This is a genomic window from Methyloversatilis sp. RAC08 (assembly GCF_001713355.1).
In the GTDB taxonomy this organism is placed as follows: Bacteria; Pseudomonadota; Gammaproteobacteria; order Burkholderiales; family Rhodocyclaceae; genus Methyloversatilis.
The window spans coordinates 2,772,573-2,790,237 of record NZ_CP016448.1 but is presented as its reverse complement, the minus strand read 5'-3'; the positions used below and the strand labels follow the sequence as shown (position 1 = coordinate 2,790,237).

At 63.9% G+C, this 17,665-nt stretch carries 19 protein-coding genes; 10 read left to right on the top strand and 9 right to left on the bottom strand.

All coding sequences use genetic code 11. The annotated features are described in order from the left end of the window. Positions 1-31: 31 nt before the first annotated feature. The gene (gene pyrF, locus BSY238_RS12805) at positions 32-772 is read right to left on the bottom strand and encodes an orotidine-5'-phosphate decarboxylase (protein ID WP_069039483.1); all 741 of its coding nucleotides are present in this window, start codon (positions 770-772) and stop codon (positions 32-34) included. Positions 773-935: 163 nt separating this feature from the next. Here pyrF and BSY238_RS12800 point away from each other — a divergent pair, with 163 nt between their 5' ends. Next, positions 936-2,387, top strand: a complete 1,452-nt coding sequence (locus BSY238_RS12800) for a hypothetical protein (protein ID WP_069039482.1) — start codon at positions 936-938, stop codon at positions 2,385-2,387. Here BSY238_RS12800 and BSY238_RS12795 read toward each other — a convergent pair. Beyond that, entirely contained in the window at positions 2,384-3,229 is an 846-nt protein-coding gene (locus BSY238_RS12795; protein WP_069039481.1) for a YihY/virulence factor BrkB family protein, read from the bottom strand. The genes BSY238_RS12800 and BSY238_RS12795 overlap by 4 nt on opposite strands. 100 nt (positions 3,230-3,329) lie before the next feature. On the opposite strand from BSY238_RS12795, the gene wrbA reads away from it, so the two are divergent. Both wrbA and BSY238_RS12785 read left to right on the top strand, forming a co-directional pair. Beyond that, positions 3,330-3,923, top strand: coding sequence for an NAD(P)H:quinone oxidoreductase (gene wrbA, locus BSY238_RS12790; protein ID WP_069039480.1), 594 nt, complete (start codon positions 3,330-3,332; stop codon positions 3,921-3,923). Position 3,924: 1 nt separating this feature from the next. Continuing rightward, entirely contained in the window at positions 3,925-4,284 is a 360-nt protein-coding gene (locus tag BSY238_RS12785) for a DUF2069 domain-containing protein (protein WP_069039479.1), read from the top strand. A gap of 33 nt (positions 4,285-4,317) precedes the next feature. Here the strand turns inward: BSY238_RS12785 and BSY238_RS12780 are convergent, their stop codons facing one another. The 5 genes from BSY238_RS12780 to BSY238_RS12760 form a co-directional block, all read right to left on the bottom strand. Beyond that, positions 4,318-5,862: a 2-isopropylmalate synthase gene (locus BSY238_RS12780; RefSeq protein WP_069040662.1), complete on the bottom strand. Its 1,545-nt coding sequence runs from the start codon at positions 5,860-5,862 to the stop codon at positions 4,318-4,320. 237 nt (positions 5,863-6,099) lie between these two features. Next, complete coding sequence (gene pssA / locus BSY238_RS12775; protein WP_069039478.1) at positions 6,100-6,867, bottom strand: CDP-diacylglycerol--serine O-phosphatidyltransferase; 768 nt, start codon at positions 6,865-6,867, stop codon at positions 6,100-6,102. Positions 6,868-7,053: 186 nt separating this feature from the next. Continuing rightward, positions 7,054-8,070 carry a ketol-acid reductoisomerase gene (gene ilvC / locus BSY238_RS12770; RefSeq protein WP_069039477.1) on the bottom strand — a complete coding sequence of 339 codons (1,017 nt, stop codon included), beginning with the start codon at positions 8,068-8,070 and terminating at the stop codon, positions 7,054-7,056. 71 nt (positions 8,071-8,141) lie between these two features. Next, positions 8,142-8,633: an acetolactate synthase small subunit gene (ilvN, locus tag BSY238_RS12765; RefSeq protein WP_069039476.1), complete on the bottom strand. Its 492-nt coding sequence runs from the start codon at positions 8,631-8,633 to the stop codon at positions 8,142-8,144. 152 nt (positions 8,634-8,785) lie between these two features. Beyond that, positions 8,786-10,495 carry an acetolactate synthase 3 catalytic subunit gene (locus BSY238_RS12760; protein WP_069039475.1) on the bottom strand — a complete coding sequence of 570 codons (1,710 nt, stop codon included), beginning with the start codon at positions 10,493-10,495 and terminating at the stop codon, positions 8,786-8,788. A gap of 196 nt (positions 10,496-10,691) precedes the next feature. Here BSY238_RS12760 and BSY238_RS12755 point away from each other — a divergent pair, with 196 nt between their 5' ends. The 4 genes from BSY238_RS12755 to BSY238_RS12740 all read left to right on the top strand — a co-directional run bounded on the left by BSY238_RS12755 (position 10,692) and on the right by BSY238_RS12740 (position 12,647). Beyond that, positions 10,692-11,258, top strand: coding sequence for an RNA polymerase sigma factor (locus BSY238_RS12755; protein WP_069040661.1), 567 nt, complete (start codon positions 10,692-10,694; stop codon positions 11,256-11,258). After that, positions 11,255-11,677, top strand: a complete 423-nt coding sequence (locus BSY238_RS12750) for a DUF3619 family protein (RefSeq protein WP_069039474.1) — start codon at positions 11,255-11,257, stop codon at positions 11,675-11,677. Before BSY238_RS12755 ends, BSY238_RS12750 begins: the two co-directional genes overlap by 4 nt. After that, positions 11,677-12,129, top strand: a complete 453-nt coding sequence (locus BSY238_RS12745; protein WP_069039473.1) for a DUF3106 domain-containing protein — start codon at positions 11,677-11,679, stop codon at positions 12,127-12,129. Before BSY238_RS12750 ends, BSY238_RS12745 begins: the two co-directional genes overlap by 1 nt. Positions 12,130-12,215: 86 nt before the next feature. Next, on the top strand, positions 12,216-12,647 hold the full coding sequence (locus BSY238_RS12740) for an RDD family protein (RefSeq protein WP_069039472.1): 432 nt from the start codon (positions 12,216-12,218) through the stop codon (positions 12,645-12,647). Positions 12,648-12,677: 30 nt separating this feature from the next. Here the strand turns inward: BSY238_RS12740 and lptG are convergent, their stop codons facing one another. After that, entirely contained in the window at positions 12,678-13,751 is a 1,074-nt protein-coding gene (gene lptG / locus BSY238_RS12735; protein WP_069040660.1) for an LPS export ABC transporter permease LptG, read from the bottom strand. A 2-nt stretch (positions 13,752-13,753) separates the two neighbouring features. Beyond that, positions 13,754-14,836 (bottom strand): LPS export ABC transporter permease LptF, encoded by a 1,083-nt coding sequence (gene lptF / locus BSY238_RS12730; RefSeq protein ID WP_069039471.1) that lies wholly within the window; start codon positions 14,834-14,836, stop codon positions 13,754-13,756. 127 nt (positions 14,837-14,963) lie between these two features. On the opposite strand from lptF, the gene BSY238_RS12725 reads away from it, so the two are divergent. From BSY238_RS12725 to BSY238_RS12715, 3 genes are read left to right on the top strand one after another with little or no spacing between them, the layout of a single operon-like run. Further along, the gene (locus BSY238_RS12725; protein ID WP_069039470.1) at positions 14,964-16,457 is read left to right on the top strand and encodes a leucyl aminopeptidase; all 1,494 of its coding nucleotides are present in this window, start codon (positions 14,964-14,966) and stop codon (positions 16,455-16,457) included. Positions 16,458-16,461: 4 nt separating this feature from the next. Continuing rightward, the gene (locus tag BSY238_RS12720; protein ID WP_069039469.1) at positions 16,462-16,890 is read left to right on the top strand and encodes a DNA polymerase III subunit chi; all 429 of its coding nucleotides are present in this window, start codon (positions 16,462-16,464) and stop codon (positions 16,888-16,890) included. Beyond that, a complete protein-coding gene (locus BSY238_RS12715) occupies positions 16,887-17,639 on the top strand; it encodes a hypothetical protein (RefSeq protein ID WP_069039468.1) in 753 nt (250 codons plus the stop codon). Before BSY238_RS12720 ends, BSY238_RS12715 begins: the two co-directional genes overlap by 4 nt. Positions 17,640-17,665 lie beyond the last annotated feature (26 nt).

Below are 17,665 nucleotides of genomic sequence, written 5' to 3'. Positions count from 1 at the left end.
CGAAGGGCTGATGACGTGCGCAGGTTTTCTGTCAGCACACACCCAGCGCCTGTGCGATCTGCTGCTGCATCCGGCGCGCGGCCGCGGCCGGGTCGGACGCATTGCGGATCGGGCGCCCGACCACAAGGTAATCGGCGCCGTTGGCCAACGCCTGCGCGACATCGACGGTACGCTTCTGATCGTCCGACGGCCTGTTCTCGACCGGCCTGATGCCCGGCGTCACGACCAACACGCGCGAACCGAGTTCGGCGCGGATCGCCGGCGCTTCAAGACCGGACGACACGACACCATCGCATCCGGCGGCCAGCGCACGGCGCGCGCGCGACAGGACAAGTGCTTCGACATCACAGGCAAAGCCGAGGTCGTCCAGATCGCCGCGATCGAGACTGGTCAGCACGGTCACTGCGAGTATTTTCAATGCGCCCTTGTCGGCGCCGGCCGCTTCCATGATGGCCTGATTGCCGTGCACCGTCGCAAAGGTCGCTCCGCTGGAGGACAGCGCGCGGACTGCCGAACGCACGGTTTCGGGCACGTCAAAGAACTTCAGGTCGACGAACACCTTCTTGTCGCGCTTCACCAGCCAGTCGAGCAGCTCGAAGTAGTTGCCGGTCATGAACAGCTCCAGACCGATCTTGTAGAAGCGGACTGCGTCGCCCAGCTGGTCGACGACGGCGCGCGCCTGATCCGCACTCGGTACATCCAGGGCAACGATCAGCCGGTCGGCCGGGTCGATGATGGGGCGTTCAGCACTGGCAGGTCGAAAGTCGGTCATGATCAAGAATGAAGTGAGGCGTATGGCCTGCGCACTAAAAGCCCGAGTTTACTAGAATCATCCCTTCCTTCTTCCGCTGCAACGATCGCTCACGATGTCTTTTCCCGCTTCCGTATCGCCCGTACTCGAAGGGCTCATCCGCGATGCGCGGACGGGACAGGGCATGAGAACGGTGCTTGACTGGCTTGCGAAGCCGGCCGACGCCCGAGTCGCGGATGAATCGGCTGCGTTGTCCGCACACCTTGACATGCTCGACGAGGCGAACGTGGCACAGACTGCCCGCGTGCGCATCCTCGACATCTTCCACGACCGAGCACGAAACTGCGCAGCTGCGCTGAAGCCCGAACTTGCGGCGAGCGCCCTTCCAGTCGAACACGCGATGCGTGACACCGCGGAACTGCTCTGTTTGCTGCACATGCGGCTCGCCCGCGCCTATCTCGATGCACTTGCCGAGGGCGCGGCCCATCGGCCGGCACGTACCGCAGGCCATGCGATGGTGTGCGTACTCGACGCCTACGCACTCAATGTGCTGATCGCGGCCGACGACCCGCCGGGCATGTGGGGCACCGCCAATGCGCTGTTGATGCATGCGCGGACCGTAGCCGCGCCGATGACAAGCCGGCCGGGCTCTGCTGACGCGGAACAGCTTTACCGGCAACTGGTCGCGCTGGCGCTGGCCCAGCCGCCCAACCTTGCACCCGCCGATTTCTTCCGGGTGGCCGAATACGTGCGCAGCTACTCGGGGGCGGTGCAGATGCAGGTACAACCCCCGCATCGCGACCTGGATTCATGGTTCTGGCTCGACGACGAGATCGACCATGGTCCCACCGCGCTGTTGCGCACACCGGCCGACATGGAACGTACCGGGCACATTCTTTACTGTTCATGTCAGCGGCTGGGGCAGGTACTCGGCCAGCACCTCGACCTGATCGACGAAGGGGGCAGCGCTGGCGAACTGCACCTGCCTGCCTGTCTCGAACAACTGCCGACACGCCGGCTGATGCGCATGCTTCAGTCGCGCTGGATGTCGATGCCAAGACGCCAGCAGGCGCGCCGTGAGCGCATCCAGGACGTGCGCATGCTGATCGGGTTCGACGCGATATGGGCACTGCTCGAACGGCGCGATGCCTCGCCGGACTGGCAGAACTGCAGTTCGCACTGGATCATTCAGAACGACAGTGCAAGCGGCTTCGCTTTGAGCCTGGCAAGCGGCCAGACCGGACTGGTCCGCCCGGGAACGCCGGTCATGATCAAGGGCGTCGATTCGCGAAAATGGATGATCTGCGTGGTGCGCTGGGCACGCAGCGGTCAGGCGGACCGGATGGAAATCGGTGTCGAACTGCTCAGCCACGGCGCACAGGCGGCCACCGTGATATTCGGCACCGAGCGCGCATCCGGTCGCATGTCGGTCGCGGCACTGCGGCTGCCGCCGCTGACCTCGCGCCGACCGCAGCCGGCATTGATGCTGCAAACAGGGGCCGCGGTCGGGCGCGACATCCTCATCGCGCATGCCTCCGGCGAGCGCCTGCGGCTTGGCGATGCCCGGTTGTCGGACCTCACCCTGCAAACCCACGCCTTCGAACTGTTCGAACTTGAAGAACTGATGACGTCCTAGGGTCTGTTGCCCGAGCGCACGCCTGCGTGCAGCTCCGCCGTCAGGCTGGCGCCGAACAGCACGATGCTCCAGAACAGATAGAGCCACAGCAGGAAAACCGGCAAGGTCGCCAGCGCGCCATACACCAGCTCATAGCCCGGCACGTGATCGATATAGACGCTGAGTGCCTTCTGCATCAGCGACAGCAGCGCCGTGGCGACCAGCGCACCGGTCACCGCGTAGCGCAGCGATACGCGAGCGCGGGGCAGCGTGCCGTAAAGCAGCAGCAGGAAGCCGGCGGTGACCAGCGCGGCAGCCGTGCGCAGCGCCGCGAGCTTGAACCAGGTCGGCTCGTCGATCAGTCCGAGCGACGCTGTGACCAGATACAGGCTCAGCGCAGCACCGGTGCCAAGGGCAAGCGGTGCCAGAAGCGGCAGGCCGAGATAAACCAGAACGGTCTGGCGCAGCCTGCGGCGCGGCGCCTCTGACCACATCGCATTGAGCGCATGGTCCGCGGTGCGCACCCACACCCAGGCACTGACCAGCAGCACCAGCAGATCGGCCGGTGAAAGGCGGCGCGCCTTTGCGACGAATCGCATGGCGTGGCGGACCACGGATGCGCCGGTTTCATCCGGCAGCAGCGCTCCGGTCAGGTAGGCGCGCAGCGGCCTGGCAACGCGCAACGCGTCGGGCAACAGGTCGGCGAGCTGCTGCGCCAGCACCAGCAGCGGCACCAGCGCGAACAGCAGCGCCAGGGCCAGTGCGGCGGCGGATTGGGCCGCGTGGGCGTCCCGATGGCGTCGGGCTGCGGCCGCCAGTGTCCGAAAGATGCGGAGGAGCGAAACCTGGAAACGGAAAGACATGTCTTACGGGAGGAAGGACGGGGAAATTCGGTGACCGAGGCCGGGGCCTGTACACTCAGCCATCTCATTGTGCTGGATCACCTGCGTTGAAAGATATCCGGTGAAGGAAATTCTGGTTCTGTACTACAGCCGCAACGGCTCGGTTTTCAATCTGGCGCGCCAGATCGGACGCGGCATCGACTCGGTCGAAGGTACTGCGGCGCGGCTGCGCACCGTGCCTGCAGTATCGGCAGTGTGCGAGGCGATCGCCTCGGCCGTGCCGGACAGCGGCGCCCCGTATGCCGAAGCGTGCGACCTCGAAGAGTGCGTCGGCGTGGCGCTGGGCAGTCCGACCCGCTTCGGCAACATGGCCGCGCCGCTCAAGTACTTTCTTGATGGCAGCAGTCCGCAATGGCTGTCGGGCGCGCTGTCAGGCAAGCCGGCTGCGGTGTTCACCTCGACCACCTCGCAGCATGGCGGACAGGAAAGCACGCTGCTGACGATGATGCTGCCGCTGCTTCATCACGGCATGGTCATTGTCGGCCTGCCTTACTCCGAACCCGACCTCGCCACGACTCCCGGCGGTGGATCGCCCTACGGCGCCAGCCATGTGGCCGGGTCCGAGGGCAATAACCGGCTGAGCGAGCCGGAGGCACGCCTCGCCTTCGCACTCGGCCGCAGGCTCGCACTCACTGCACTCAAACTGGCCGCCTGACATGACCGCACGTCACTGGAACCTGATGGCCAGCATCAGCCTGGTCGCCCTCATCCTGCTCGGCCTGGCGTGGGAGCTGTGGCTTGCCCCACTGCGCCCGGGTGGGTCCGGGCTAGTATTTAAGATCGTGCCGTTGCTTGTCGCACTGTTCGGCATCCTGCGCGGCAAGCGCTACACGCATCAGTGGATGTCGCTGCTCAGCCTGGTCTACCTGACGGAGGGCATCGTGCGCGCGACGTCCGACAGCGGGCTGTCGGCACAGCTGGCGGCCGTCGCAACCGTGCTGACGACGACGCTGTTCTTTGGCTGCATGTTCTATTCCAAACTGACGGCGCCAAGCCGGATGCCAGCAGCCGAATGAAAAAGGCCGGCGCCCCTGGCGCCGGCCTTCAGGTCAGATCGGGCTTTCGCCCTGGGGATTCAGCTTCTGACCGCCGCGCAGCTTGTTCAGCGCGTTGATGTAGGCCTTGGCCGAAGCCACGATGATGTCGGTGTCCGCGCCCTGACCATTCACGATGCGGCCGCCCTTCGCAAGACGGACGGTCACCTCGCCCTGCGCGTCGGTACCGGTGGTGATCGCGTTGACCGAATAGAGCAGCAGTTCGGCTTTGCTCGCCGCCACCATTTCGATCGCCCGGAACGCCGCATCGACCGGGCCACTGCCCTTCGATTCGACGGTCGCTTCGCGGCCTGCATCGATCAGCGTCACTGCTGCGTAAGGCGTCTCACCGGTCTCCGAACGCACGCTCATGGCGACCAGCTTGTACAGCTCTTCTTCGGGCGTGACCGACTCGTCGCTCATCAGCGCCTGCAGGTCCTCATCGAAGATTTCGTGCTTCTTGTCGGCCAGCTCCTTGAAGGCGGCGAATGCGACATTCAACTGTTCTTCCGACTCGACCACGATGCCCAGATCGTTCAGGCGGGCGCGGAATGCGTTTCGTCCCGAATGTTTGCCCAGCACCAGCTTGTTGGTGTTCCAGCCGACATCCTCTGCGCGCATGATCTCGTAGGTTTCGCGGTGCTTGAGCACACCGTCCTGATGAATGCCCGACTCGTGCGCAAACGCATTGGCACCGACCACTGCCTTGTTCGGCTGCACCGGATAGCCGGTGATGGTCGACACCAGTCGCGACGCCGGCACGATCTGCGTGGCATCGATGCGCGTCTCAAGGCCGAACACATCACGCCGGGTACGCACGGCCATGACGATTTCCTCGAGTGACGCATTACCTGCCCGCTCACCCAGGCCGTTGATCGTGCACTCGACCTGACGTGCACCGGCCATCACCGCGGCAAGCGAATTGGCGACCGCCATCCCGAGATCGTTGTGACAGTGCGTCGACCAGATCACCTTGTCGGCACCCGGCACCCGCTCGATGAGCTGCTTCATGCGCTCGGCCCACTGCGCCGGCACCGAGTAACCGACCGTGTCCGGCACATTGATGGTCCGGGCACCCGCCTTGATCACTTCGGTAAAGACGCGGACCAGGAAATCGATGTCGCTGCGGACTGCGTCTTCGGCCGAGAACTCCACGTCATCCGTGTACTCGAGCGCCCATCCTACCGACTTGATCGCCTGCGCCACGACCTGATCGGGCGTCATGCGCAGCTTCTTTTCCATATGGATCGGGCTGGTCGCAATGAAGGTATGGATGCGCCCGCTGGCGGCCGGCTTGATCGCCTCGCCGGCCCGGCGGATATCGTTCTCGCTGGCACGGGCAAGCGAGCACACGGTGGATTCGCGGATGGTTTCCGCCACCGCGCGCACCGACTCGAAGTCGCCGTTCGACGCAGCCGCGAAGCCGGCTTCGATGACGTCGACACGCATGCGTTCGAGCTGGCGGGCAATGCGCAACTTCTCGTCGCGCGTCATTGATGCGCCGGGGCTCTGTTCGCCATCGCGCAAGGTGGTGTCAAAAATGATCAATCGTTCAGACATGACTTTCTCCGGTATCAGACTGGAATGTTCGGCGTACGGGATCGCACCGCGGTGGCGTTGGCGCACGGCGGGCAGACGTCAGCAAATTGTGGGGAGGAATTAGTGTGCGCGCGAGCGCAGCAGCGGCCGGGCCAGCAGCAGGCGGCGCAGCGAGAGGGAGGACGACGGAAGGCGGATCGCGTTCATGCACCCGAATATAAATGCAATTCCGCGGTCCGGCAATGTCCGTTGTCCGGTTCAGGCCGGAGGCGGGGTTGATTTCCGGGTGAAGAATTTCGCCAGCAGCATGACGTAGCCGGACAATGCATAGGCGACAAACAGGCCGAACAGCACGATCGGCGGGTTCACCGACACCGCAACGAAGGCAAGCACGAAACCGAAAATGACGATGAAGGGCACGCTGCGCCGCAGATTGATGTCCTTGCCGCTCCAGAATTTCACATTGCTGACCATTGTCAGGCCTGCAAACAGGGTGATCGCGAAAGCCGCCCAACGCATGTCGGGGCCGGTGTAGCCATTGTCGGTCGTGACCCACACGAGGCCGGCCACCAGCGCGGCCGCAGCCGGACTGGGCAAGCCCTGGAAATAGCGCTTGTCCACCGTGCCGAGATTGGTATTGAAGCGCGCCAGTCTCAACGCCGCGCCTGCGCAGTAGATGAAGGCAGCAATCCAGCCCCATTTTCCGAGGCCGCGCATGGCCCACTCGTAGGCGATCAGCGCAGGCGCGGCACCAAAGGACACCATGTCCGACAGCGAGTCGTATTCGGCACCGAACGCCGACTGGGTGCGCGTAAGGCGTGCCACACGTCCGTCCAGACCGTCCAGCACCATGGCCACGAAAATGGCGACTGCCGCGTACTCGTAGCGTCCGTTCATGGCCTGTACGATCGCGTAAAAACCGGCAAACAGCGATGCAGTGGTGAACAGGTTGGGCAGGATATAGATGCCGCGCCGACGTTTGAGCGGATCGGCCGGTTTCACATATTGCGGGTCGTACTCTGACATGCATTCACTCCTGCAATCCTCGTGCGACGGCTGCGCGCAAGGCAGAACACTGCGTTCAGGTCGATCGGTCTGCCTTCATGAACGATTCCGATCGCAACGCGCGACCGGAATCATCCCGTCCCGGAATGGAAAAGCCCGATCGGTCCGCGCACGCGCGCGGACGGATCGGGCTGCGCCGATACCGAATCAGTTCTTCGACTGATCGACCAGCTTGTTCTTCGCGATCCACGGCATCATCGCACGCAGCTCGGCACCGACCTTCTCGATTTCGTGATTGGCGGTCAGACGGCGGCGGGCCGTCATTTCCGGGTAGTTGGTGCGACCTTCGAGAATGAAGCGCTTGGCGTAGTTGCCGTTCTGGATGTTGTCCAGGCACTCCTTCATCGCGGCACGGGCTTCCGCTCCGATGATGCGCGGGCCGGTCACGTACTCACCATACTCGGCGTTATTCGAGATCGAGTAGTTCATGTTGGCGATGCCGCCTTCGAAGATCAGATCAACGATCAGCTTCACTTCGTGCAGGCATTCGAAGTAGGCCATTTCCGGCGCGTAGCCCGCATCGGTCAGCGTTTCGTAGCCGGCCTTGATCAGTTCGACCAGACCGCCGCACAGCACAGTCTGTTCGCCGAACAGATCCGTTTCGGTCTCTTCGCGGAACGAGGTTTCGATCACGCCACCCTTGGTGCCGCCATTGGCGGCCGAGTACGACAGCGCGAGATCGCGCGCCTTGCCAGACTTGTCCTGATACACGGCGATCAGCGACGGCACGCCGCCTCCGCGCAGGTATTCGGAACGTACCGTGTGGCCCGGGCCCTTCGGCGCAATCATCACCACGTCGAGGTCGGCGCGCGGCACAACCTGGTTGTAGTGGATGTTGAAACCGTGTGCGAATGCGAGCGTCGCGCCCTTCTTGATGTTCGGCTCGATGTCACCGTAGTACACCTGCGGGATGTTCTCGTCCGGCAGCAGAATCATGACCAGATCCGCACCCTTCACCGCTTCGGCCACTTCCTTCACCTTCAGGCCGGCACCTTCGGCCTTCTTCCACGATACACCGCCCTTGCGCAGGCCGACCGTGACCTTGACGCCGGAATCGGACAGGTTCTGGGCGTGGGCATGGCCTTGCGAACCATAGCCGACGATGGTGACTTTCTTGCCTTTGATGAGGGACAGGTCAGCGTCCTTGTCGTAGAAGACTTTCATGGGTTTTCCCTTATACGTGTGGGTTTGAGCGGTGGTGTGGTACGTGACGGTGATACGGATTCGGTTGCTGCCTACAGACGCAATATGCGGTCGCCGCGGCCGATGCCGCAGACGCCGGTACGCACGGTTTCCAGAATCAGCGACGCATCGATGGCGCCGACGAAGGAATCGAGTTTGGACGTATTGCCGGTCAGTTCGATGACATAGGTCGAGTCGGTCACGTCGATGATGCGGCCGCGGAAGATGTCGGCGACACGCTTGAGTTCTTCGCGGTCCTTGCCGGTCGCACGCACCTTGATCAGCATGAGCTCGCGCTCGACGTGAGCGGCTTCGGACAGGTCGACCACCTTGACCACCTCTATCAGCTTGTTCAGCTGCTTGGTGATCTGTTCGATGATGTCGTCCGACCCGGTGGAAATGATGGTCATGCGCGACAGCGACAGGTCTTCCGTCGGTGCCACGGTCAGCGATTCGATGTTGTAGCCGCGAGCGGAAAACAGCCCGGACACGCGAGACAGTGCGCCTGCCTCGTTTTCGATCAATACGGAAATGACGTGCCTCATTGCGAGCGCCTTGGTAGGGATTGCAGAGACCGCTGACGCGGAAACGGGCTGCCGGAGGCCGGTGCCCGGTGTCTGCCGGGCGGGTAATCCCGGCAGACGGAACTGGTCGGCTCGGCCGGCCAGTTCCGCGTACAGCAGCGTTCGAATTACGGTTACAGGTCTTCCGAAGACAGGATCATGTCGGTCAGACCCTTGCCGCCCATCACCATCGGATAGACGTTTTCGGTCTGGTCGACCTGGAAGTCGAGGAACACCAGATCATTCTTGCGCTTGAACGCCTCGCGCAGTGCGCCTTCGACATCGCCCGGCTTTTCGATGCGCATGCCGATGTGGCCATAGGCTTCTGCCAGCTTCGGGAAATCCGGCAGCGAATCCATGTACGACTCGGAGTAGCGGTTGCCGTGGATGATTTCCTGCCACTGGCGAACCATGCCCAGATAGCGGTTGTTCAGGCTGCAGATCTTCAAAGGAATGCGGTACTGCTTGCAGGTCGACAGTTCCTGGATGTTCATCTGCACCGAACCTTCGCCTGTCACAACGGCAACCGGCGATCCGGGGTGGGCGAGCTGTACGCCGATCCCGTAGGGAATGCCCACGCCCATCGTGCCGAGGCCGCCGGAATTCAGCCAGCGGCGCGGCTTGTCGAACTTGTAGTACTGGGCCGCCCACATCTGGTGCTGGCCGACGTCGGACGTCACGAAAGCATCGCCCTTGGTCACTTCCCACAGTTTTTCGATGACGAATTGCGGCTTGATGATTTCGTCGCTCTGCTTGTACTTCAGGCAGTCGCGGCGGCGCCATTCCTCGATCTGCTTCCACCACTCGCCGAGCGCTTCCTGATCGGGGCGGTCAGCCGAGCCGTCGAGCAGGCGAAGGATGTCGTCCAGCACGTCCGGCAGGTTGCCTACGATGGGCACGTCCACCTTCACGCGCTTGGAAATCGACGACGGATCGATGTCGATGTGGATGATCTTGCGGGCAATGCGCGCAAAGTCGGCCGGATTGCCGATCACCCGATCGTCGAACCGGGCGCCGACGGCAATCAGCACGTCGCAGTACTGCATCGCCATGTTCGCTTCGTAGTTGCCGTGCATGCCGAGCATGCCGACGAACTGCTTGTCGGTCGCCGGGTAGGCGCCAAGGCCCATCAGCGTATTGGTGCAAGGCGCGCCGAGCGTGCGCACGAGCTTCGTGAGCTGCTCCGAACAGTCCGACAGGATGACGCCGCCACCGGCATAGATCATCGGGCGCTTGGCATCGAGCAACAGCTGCACGGCCTTCTTGATCTGGCCCTGATGCCCCTTGATGATCGGGTTGTACGAACGCATCGTCACCGACTTCGGGTACTCGTACTCCGCCTTCGCGATTGTGATGTCCTTCGGAATATCGACCAGCACCGGGCCCGGGCGGCCGGTCTTCGCGATGTAGAAGGCCTTCTTGATCGTGCTGGCGATGTCCTTCGCGTCCTTGACCAGGAAGTTGTGCTTCACGCACGGACGCGTGATGCCGACCGTGTCGCACTCCTGGAAGGCGTCCTGGCCGATGGCGGCCGTCGGCACCTGACCGGAAATGATCACCATCGGGATGGAATCCATATACGCCGTGGCAATGCCGGTGATGGCATTGGTGACGCCGGGACCGGACGTGACGAGCGCAACCCCTACACGGTCAGTCGAGCGCGAGTAGGCATCAGCCGCGTGCAGCGCGGCCTGTTCGTGCCGGACCAGTACATGGCGTACCACGTCCTGCTTGAAAAGCTCGTCATACAGGTACAGGACGGCACCGCCTGGATACCCGAACACGTATTCGACCTTTTCTTCCGCAAGGCACCTGACTACAATTTCCGCTCCGGTCAATAGCATTGAAGCACCTGTATAAAATTTCCGGAAAAGCGCCAGAGGGTAGCCTGCACCTGTTGCGTGGTCAAGGCATTTGTCCGCCACCGGCCCGACAATCCGGGCAGATCATGGTACCCCGTCCGCCGGGAACCAAGCCCCCACCCGATCGATCCAGAACACACTGACCGTTCGGCGCAGATCACCCCGAGAAGGAATCAATCTGGCCTCCAGAGAAGAACTGTCGAGCTTTCTCGCCGCCGTAGAACGCCGCGCCTTCAAACAGGCTGTTTTCGCGTTGCGCAACGATGAATCTGCGCTCGATGCCGTGCAGGACGCAATGCTCAAACTGGCCGAAAAGTACTGTGACCGGCCGGTGGGCGAGTTTCCCATGCTGTTCCAGCGCATCCTTCAGAACGTCATCCGCGACGCATTCCGGCGGCGCAAGGTACGCTCGACCTGGACGACGCTGCTGTCTGCCTTCTCCGGCGCGGACGATGATGATGATTACGACCCGCTTGACACCATGGTGATCGACGACCCGTCGTCGCTCGGCCGCAGCCCGGAGCAGAACGTCGGGCAAGCGGAAGTGATGGCACTGATCGAGCGGGAAATTGCCCGGCTTCCGGGCCGTCAACGGGAGGCGTTCCTGATGCGTTATTGGGAAGAAATGGACATATCCGAAACTGCGGCGGTCATGGGCTGTTCCGAGGGCAGCGTGAAGACACACTGTTCGCGTGCGACGCATTCTTTGGCCGCCGCCCTGAAACTGCGCGGCGTCAAGCTATGAACAATTCCGTCACCCGACTCCGGCCAAGTGCGCTTGAAGAAGCGGCGATCGGCCAGCGCGCACATGCCGCACTGGAAGCCGCCAGTGCGGCACTGCCATCCGACATCGTGTTCCGTCTGGGCCAGTCGCGCGAGAAGGCGCTTGCGCTGCATGCATCGAAACGCCGGGCGCCGATCGCGCTGTTTCAGCTGGTCGGCTTTCCGGGCACCGGCCAGCACTGGCTGCGCGACGTCATCACTCCAGCGCTCGGCATCGTCATGCTGGCCGCGGTCGCCACCTTTGCCGGGCAATATGCCGCGAACGCGAATCACAGCGAGGTCATTGAAATCGACAGCGCACTGCTGACTGACGACCTGCCGATCGATGCCTACCTCGACCGTGGCTTTGCCGCCTGGGTCGCGCACCAGGGAGGCGTCTGATGCGCGCCCTGCTGTGCGTGGTTTCGGTCTTGCTGGCCATCACCGCAGCAGTTCCTGCACAGGCGGGCGAGCAGCCCGACTGGCAGCAGCTGAGCGCGGCGCAGCGTGATGTACTTGCCCCGCTGGGGGGTGACTGGAACCACCTTGACGATGACAGGCGCCGGAAATGGCTTGAACTGGCGCAGCGATTTCCGTCGATGACGCCCGATGAACAGGCACGCATGCGCGCACGCATGAGCTACTGGTCCAGCCTTACCCCGGAAGAGCGAGTCGAAGCACGCGAGCGCTACAAGCGCCTGCAGGCCATGCCGCCCGATCAGCGCGAAGCGCTGGCACGCAGGTGGGAAGCCTACGAAAGCCTGTCGCGCGAAGAACGCAAACGCTTCAATGACAGTCAACGCCCGGCAGAGAAAGCACCGGGCGCTGCCGCCGCGACCCCGGTACGCAAGTAAACTACGTATTCGTTTCCCGTGGTTCGCCAGCGGATTTCGCATTCCGCCAGGCCCTGGGTTGTCGTTCCACACTCGCTTACTGCCCGATGTCCGACCTCATCCGTTTTCCGGCCGCCGGCCTGCGCCGCCGCCTCGCCTCGCTGCTTTACGAATCCCTGCTGTTGCTGGGCGTACTGGCCGCTGGCTTCATGCTGCCGTATCTGGTGATAGGGCTGTTTTTCGAGGTTGCTCCACAGGGCTGGTTTGCCTGGCTGCACGCCACCTTGCTGCTCGGTCTGTATTTCGTGCATTACTGGCACAGCGGCGGCCAGACGCTGGCCATGCAGACTTGGGGCATCCGGGTGGTCGACGCGACGCAGGACAAGCCGCCGCACTGGCGCCGCGCGATGTTGCGCTATCTGCTGAGCTGGCCCTCTGTGCTGTTCTGCGGCGCCGGACTGATCTGGGCGCTGTTCGATCGCGAACGCCAGTTCCTGCACGACCGGCTGGCCGGCACGCGGGTGATCCGCGTCAAGTGAGGCACTTGAAACAGTGGCCCAGCTGGCGATTCAGCGTCGATCCTCCCACCACAGCATGGCGGCAGCGGCGAACATGAACAGCAGGCCCGGCGTCAGGGCTGCCGCATAGGGAGGCCACGAGTTGATGGCGCCCAGGTTGGAGAACAGCCCGTTCAGCATGTGGAAGAACACGCCGATCATCACGCCGGTGAACACCTTGATGCTGACCGCGGCATTGCGGTTGTGCATGTAGGCAAACGGCAGTGCGAGTGCCAGCATGACGATGCAGGCGAGCGGATAGGTGAATTTCTTCCACAGCGCAATTTCATAGCGACCGGTTTCCTGCCGGTTGTCGATCAGGTGCTGGATGTAGTACCAGAGCTTCCAGGCCGACATGCGTTCGGGCACGACCAGCATGACACTCATCACATCGGGGCTCAGACCCGACTGCCACACCAGGCTGTCCGATCGACTCACCCGCGCACCTCTGTCGGTGAATTCAGTGCGGGTGACGTCGGTCAGCGTCCAGCCCTCGGGCGGCAGATAGGCGGCTCCGGCGGCCTCCAGCACCGACAGCAGCACACGGCTGTCGTTGAACTCGAAGATGCGGAGCTCCTGCAGTTTGCCGTCGGGCGTCACGCTGCCCACGTTCACGAAATCGTTCTCGTCCTTGATCCAGAATCCGCTGCGGAATTCGCTGGTCAGCAGCTGCGAACGTGCGGCGAGCTTGAGTTCCTGCGCCGCCTTCTCGGCGGGCGGCGCGATGAACTCGCCGGTCACGAAGGTCAGCACCACAAAGGGCAGTCCAATGCGTGCAAGCAGACGCAGCAGTTGCGGCGTGGACACGCCCGACGCCCGCAGCACGGTGATTTCGGAATGGCGCGACAGCGTGGTCAGCGAATACAGCCCGCCGATCAACACCGCGATCGGCAGCGTTTCATACACCCGACCGGGCATGGTCAGTACGGTGTACATCACCGCGTGTTCCAGCCCGTAATTGCCGCGCCCGAGGTTGTCCAGTTCGTTGATCAGGTCGAAAAAGCCGAACAGCCCGAGAAAGGACGCCAGCACCAGCAAGGTGGCCAGCACGACTTCGCGACGCAGGTAGCGTTCGTGTATCAGCATGGTCAGCGGTTCGCCCAGGCCCGTGGCACATGAGCGTACGCACGCCACGCAAACAGGAGGGCGAGCAGCAGGAACATGCCGCCGTGCAACGACCAGAGCGCGCCGGAAAGCGACAGCTTGCCCTGTGCGACCCAGGCCTGTGTGATGCTCAGCAGGTTCGAATACATCAGATAGATCAGCAGCGCGGTGAGCAGATTGGTGGCGCGGCCCGCGCGCGGATTGACGAACGAGAGCGGAATCGCCAGCAGCGCCAGATTGAGCGCAGCGATCGGCAACCCGATGCGGAACGCGAGTTCGCCGTTGTTCGGCGGCGTAGGATCGGCCAGCAGTTCCTCGACCGTGCGCAGATAAGGCCGTGCCTCGACGCCCTGTGCCTCGCGTGTTTCGATGCGTACCGCGTAGCGCTCGAATTCCATCACGCGATACTCCGGACTGCCCGGAACGCCCTCATAGCGCCGCCCTTCGAGCATCACGACGAAGCGGTCGCCGTTTTCAACCGTCTGCGTGTAGCCGTCGCCGGCCACCATCACACCCAGCTTGCCCTTGTCGGTCGTGCTGACGAAGATGTTCTTGACCGCACCCTCCTTGCCCTCGCCGCTTTCGACGAAGAACACGCGGTCTGCCTGGGACGACTCGCGGAAGCTGCCAGGCGACATCTGCGCCACGTCATCCCGGTTGCTCATGCGGGTGCGGAATTCGGCGCTCTTGTTGAGCGCCCAGGGCGCCAGATAGAGCGACAGCACCGCCACCAGTACGGTCAGCGGCAAGGCAAACACCAGCACCGGGCGTATCCAGGCAGTCAGCGACACGCCGGTCGAAAACCACACGACCATTTCCGAATCGCGCCAGCTGCGCGACATCGACAGCAGGATGGCAATGAACAGCGTGAGCGACAGGATGACCGACATGTAGCGCAGCGCGCCGAAGCCGAGCAGCGCCATCACCGCTTCGGATGCCACCTTTCCGCCGGCCGCCTGTCCGAGCAGACGGACGAGCTGAGTGGACAGCACGATGGCAAACAGGGCCACGAAGACCGTCAAGGCTGTGCTGGCGAATTCGCGCAGGGCGGCGCGCTGGAAGATCAAGCCTGGGGCTCCGTGCGGAACGACTCAGCGCCGGGGCGCCTCGCAGCGTTCTTTTTTGACTCGTGTGCGGCTTCACGCCGATAATCAGGCGGTTTGAAGCGGCGCGAATTGACTTGAGGAGAAGCGGGTGGAATTTAGCATAAAGAGCGGCAGCCCCGAGAAACTGCGCACCGGTGCGCTGATCGTCGGCATCTACGAATCCCGCAAGCTCACTGCCGCCGCCGCCGCGCTGGACGCGGCGAGCAAGGGCCGCATCGGCGAAATCACCGGCTGTGGCGACATGGAAGGCAAGGCGGGCAGCACGCTGCTGCTGCACAAGCTGCCCGGCGTTGCCGCCGAACGCGTGTTGCTGGTCGGTCTGGGCAAGGAAAAGGAATTCGGTGCCCGCGAGTACCGCGACGCAGTGGCGGCAGCCGTGCGCGCGCTGCGCGACACGGGTGCAGCCGATGCGGTGTGCGCGCTGGCCGACGAGGCGCCGCGCAAGTCCGGCGGCGCGCGCGCGCTGCGTCAGGCGGCCAGCGCAGTGCTCGACGTGCTGTACCGCTACGACACGCACGCGCGCCACAAGAAGGATGAATCGCGCGCGCTGGCAAAGATGGCCTTCACGCTGCCGAAGAAATGCAGCGCCAGCGCAGCCGACGAGGCACTGGTGCAGGGTGCCGCCATCGGCCACGCGGTCGCCTTCACGAAAACCCTCGGCAACCTGCCGCCCAATGTCTGCACCCCGACCTATCTGGCCGAGCAGGCGCTGGAACTGGGCCGCAAGAGCGGCATCGCCGTGACCGTGCTGGAGCGCGCCGACATGCAGAAACTGGGCATGGGTTCGCTGCTGTCGGTATCGGCCGGCACCCGTCAGCCGCCGAAATTCATCGCCATGGAGTATCGCGCCGGCAAGAAGGCCGATGCGCCCGTGGTGCTGGTCGGCAAGGGTGTCACCTTCGACTCCGGCGGCATTTCGTTGAAGCCCGGCGAAGGCATGGACGAAATGAAGTACGACATGTGCGGCGCCGCCAGCGTGCTCGGCACGATGCAGGCCATCGCGGCGATGAAGCTGCCGATCAATGTGGTCGGTCTGATCCCGACGGTCGAAAACATGCCGGGCGGTGCGGCAACCCGGCCGGGCGACGTGGTCAAGTCGATGTCCGGCCAGACCATCGAAATCCTGAACACCGACGCCGAAGGCCGGCTCATCCTGTGCGATGCGCTGACCTACGCCGAGCGCTTCGAACCGGCCTGCGTGGTCGACATCGCCACGCTGACCGGTGCCTGCATCATCGCGCTTGGCCACGTCACCAGCGGCCTGATGGCGAATGACGACGCGCTGGCCGACGAATTGCTGGCCGCCGGCCAGAGTGCGCTCGACCGCGCCTGGCGGCTGCCGATCTGGGACGACTACCAGGAGCAGTTGAAGAGCAACTTCGCCGACATGGGCAATATCGGCGGGCGCCCGGCGGGCTCCATCACCGCAGCCTGCTTCCTGTCGCGCTTCACGAAGAAGTACAAGTGGGCGCATCTGGACATCGCCGGTACGGCCTGGAAGAGCGGCAAGGACAAGGGCGCGACCGGCCGGCCGGTGCCGCTGTTGGTGAATTTCCTGCTCGAACGCGCCGGCAAGCTCTGAGCCCATGCCCCGGGTCGACTTCCATCACGACGCGCCCGACAAGCTGCGCCACGCCTGCGAACTGGTCGCCGGCTGGCACACAGCCGGGCGCCGAGTGTGGATCCACTGCGCAGATGACCTGCTCGCGGCGCGCGTCGACCAGATGCTGTGGACCTTCGAGCACCTCGCCTTCGTGCCGCATGTACGCGACGGCCACCCGCTGGCCGACGCCAGCCCGGTGCGCATCGGTCGCGATCCTGCGCTGGCGCCGGCCGATGCGGTGCTGCTGAACCTGTCGGCCCAGGTACCCGAAGGCTTCGAGCAGCGCGAGCACATCGTCGAAATCGTCGGCCGCGACGCCGAGGACCGCGAAGCCGCCCGTGCGCGCTTCGTGCTCTACCGGCAGCACGGCTGCGACCTGCACACCCGACACGCCACGGCGGAGCCCGCATGAGTGATGATCTGCTTGGACGGGCGGACAGCCTGATGCGGCGCAGCCGCAGCTTCGTCGCCGGTCATGCCGCGCCGGCCCCGGTCGACGACGGCATTCCGCTGCTCACCGAAACCATTGATCTCGACGCGCTGATCGCCGAACCGGAAGACCGTACGGCGGAGATCACCGCACAGGTCACCAGCGAGGTCACGGAGCGCGTCACGGCCGAAGTGACTGCAGCCGTGACCGAACGTGTCACCGCCGAGGTCACGGCACGCGTCACCGCTGAAGTCACTGCTGCGGTGACGGCAGACGTGACGCAGCAGGTCAGCGCGCAGGTCGCCGAACAGGTCACGCGCGACGTCACCGAGCGTGTCACGCAGGAAGTCGCCGCGCAGACACGGCTGGATCTGCTGGACGAGGCCCGTCATGCGGTCCGGGCGGAGATCAACGCGGAAATCCGGGACGTGCTGCAGCAGAACACCTCACATGCCCTGACGGAACAGTTCGGCGATCTGGCGCCGCTGCTCCAGAGCCTGATCGACGACTGGAGCCGCACCACCTTGCCGGCGCTGGTCGGGCTTGAACTGCGTGCCGCGCTCGAAGCCGCGATGGGCGCCGCGGTCGACAACGCCACGGCGCGCATCCGCGAGCAGGCGGTACTTGACCTGCGTGACACCATCGCTGGCGAAATCGAGGCGCGCAGTGTGGCGGTGGTCACCGCCGCGCTGTCCCGCGACCCGTCGGAAGCACCGGACCAGCCTCTATAATCGACGGTTTGCTTTCACGCGAACCC

What these genes read in the sequence shown, in the direction of transcription:
- pyrF (WP_069039483.1), bottom strand. Translation starts at nt 772, where the DNA reads ATGACCGACTTTCGACCTGCCAGTGCTGAACGCCCCATCATCGACCCG.
- BSY238_RS12800 (WP_069039482.1), top strand. Translation starts at nt 936, where the DNA reads ATGAGAACGGTGCTTGACTGGCTTGCGAAGCCGGCCGACGCCCGAGTC.
- BSY238_RS12795 (WP_069039481.1), bottom strand. Translation starts at nt 3,229, where the DNA reads ATGTCTTTCCGTTTCCAGGTTTCGCTCCTCCGCATCTTTCGGACACTG.
- BSY238_RS12785 (WP_069039479.1), top strand. Translation starts at nt 3,925, where the DNA reads ATGACCGCACGTCACTGGAACCTGATGGCCAGCATCAGCCTGGTCGCC.
- BSY238_RS12780 (WP_069040662.1), bottom strand. Translation starts at nt 5,862, where the DNA reads ATGTCTGAACGATTGATCATTTTTGACACCACCTTGCGCGATGGCGAA.
- pssA (WP_069039478.1), bottom strand. Translation starts at nt 6,867, where the DNA reads ATGTCAGAGTACGACCCGCAATATGTGAAACCGGCCGATCCGCTCAAA.
- ilvC (WP_069039477.1), bottom strand. Translation starts at nt 8,070, where the DNA reads ATGAAAGTCTTCTACGACAAGGACGCTGACCTGTCCCTCATCAAAGGC.
- ilvN (WP_069039476.1), bottom strand. Translation starts at nt 8,633, where the DNA reads ATGAGGCACGTCATTTCCGTATTGATCGAAAACGAGGCAGGCGCACTG.
- BSY238_RS12760 (WP_069039475.1), bottom strand. Translation starts at nt 10,495, where the DNA reads ATGCTATTGACCGGAGCGGAAATTGTAGTCAGGTGCCTTGCGGAAGAA.
- BSY238_RS12750 (WP_069039474.1), top strand. Translation starts at nt 11,255, where the DNA reads ATGAACAATTCCGTCACCCGACTCCGGCCAAGTGCGCTTGAAGAAGCG.
- BSY238_RS12745 (WP_069039473.1), top strand. Translation starts at nt 11,677, where the DNA reads ATGCGCGCCCTGCTGTGCGTGGTTTCGGTCTTGCTGGCCATCACCGCA.
- BSY238_RS12740 (WP_069039472.1), top strand. Translation starts at nt 12,216, where the DNA reads ATGTCCGACCTCATCCGTTTTCCGGCCGCCGGCCTGCGCCGCCGCCTC.
- lptG (WP_069040660.1), bottom strand. Translation starts at nt 13,751, where the DNA reads ATGCTGATACACGAACGCTACCTGCGTCGCGAAGTCGTGCTGGCCACC.
- BSY238_RS12720 (WP_069039469.1), top strand. Translation starts at nt 16,462, where the DNA reads ATGCCCCGGGTCGACTTCCATCACGACGCGCCCGACAAGCTGCGCCAC.
- BSY238_RS12715 (WP_069039468.1), top strand. Translation starts at nt 16,887, where the DNA reads ATGAGTGATGATCTGCTTGGACGGGCGGACAGCCTGATGCGGCGCAGC.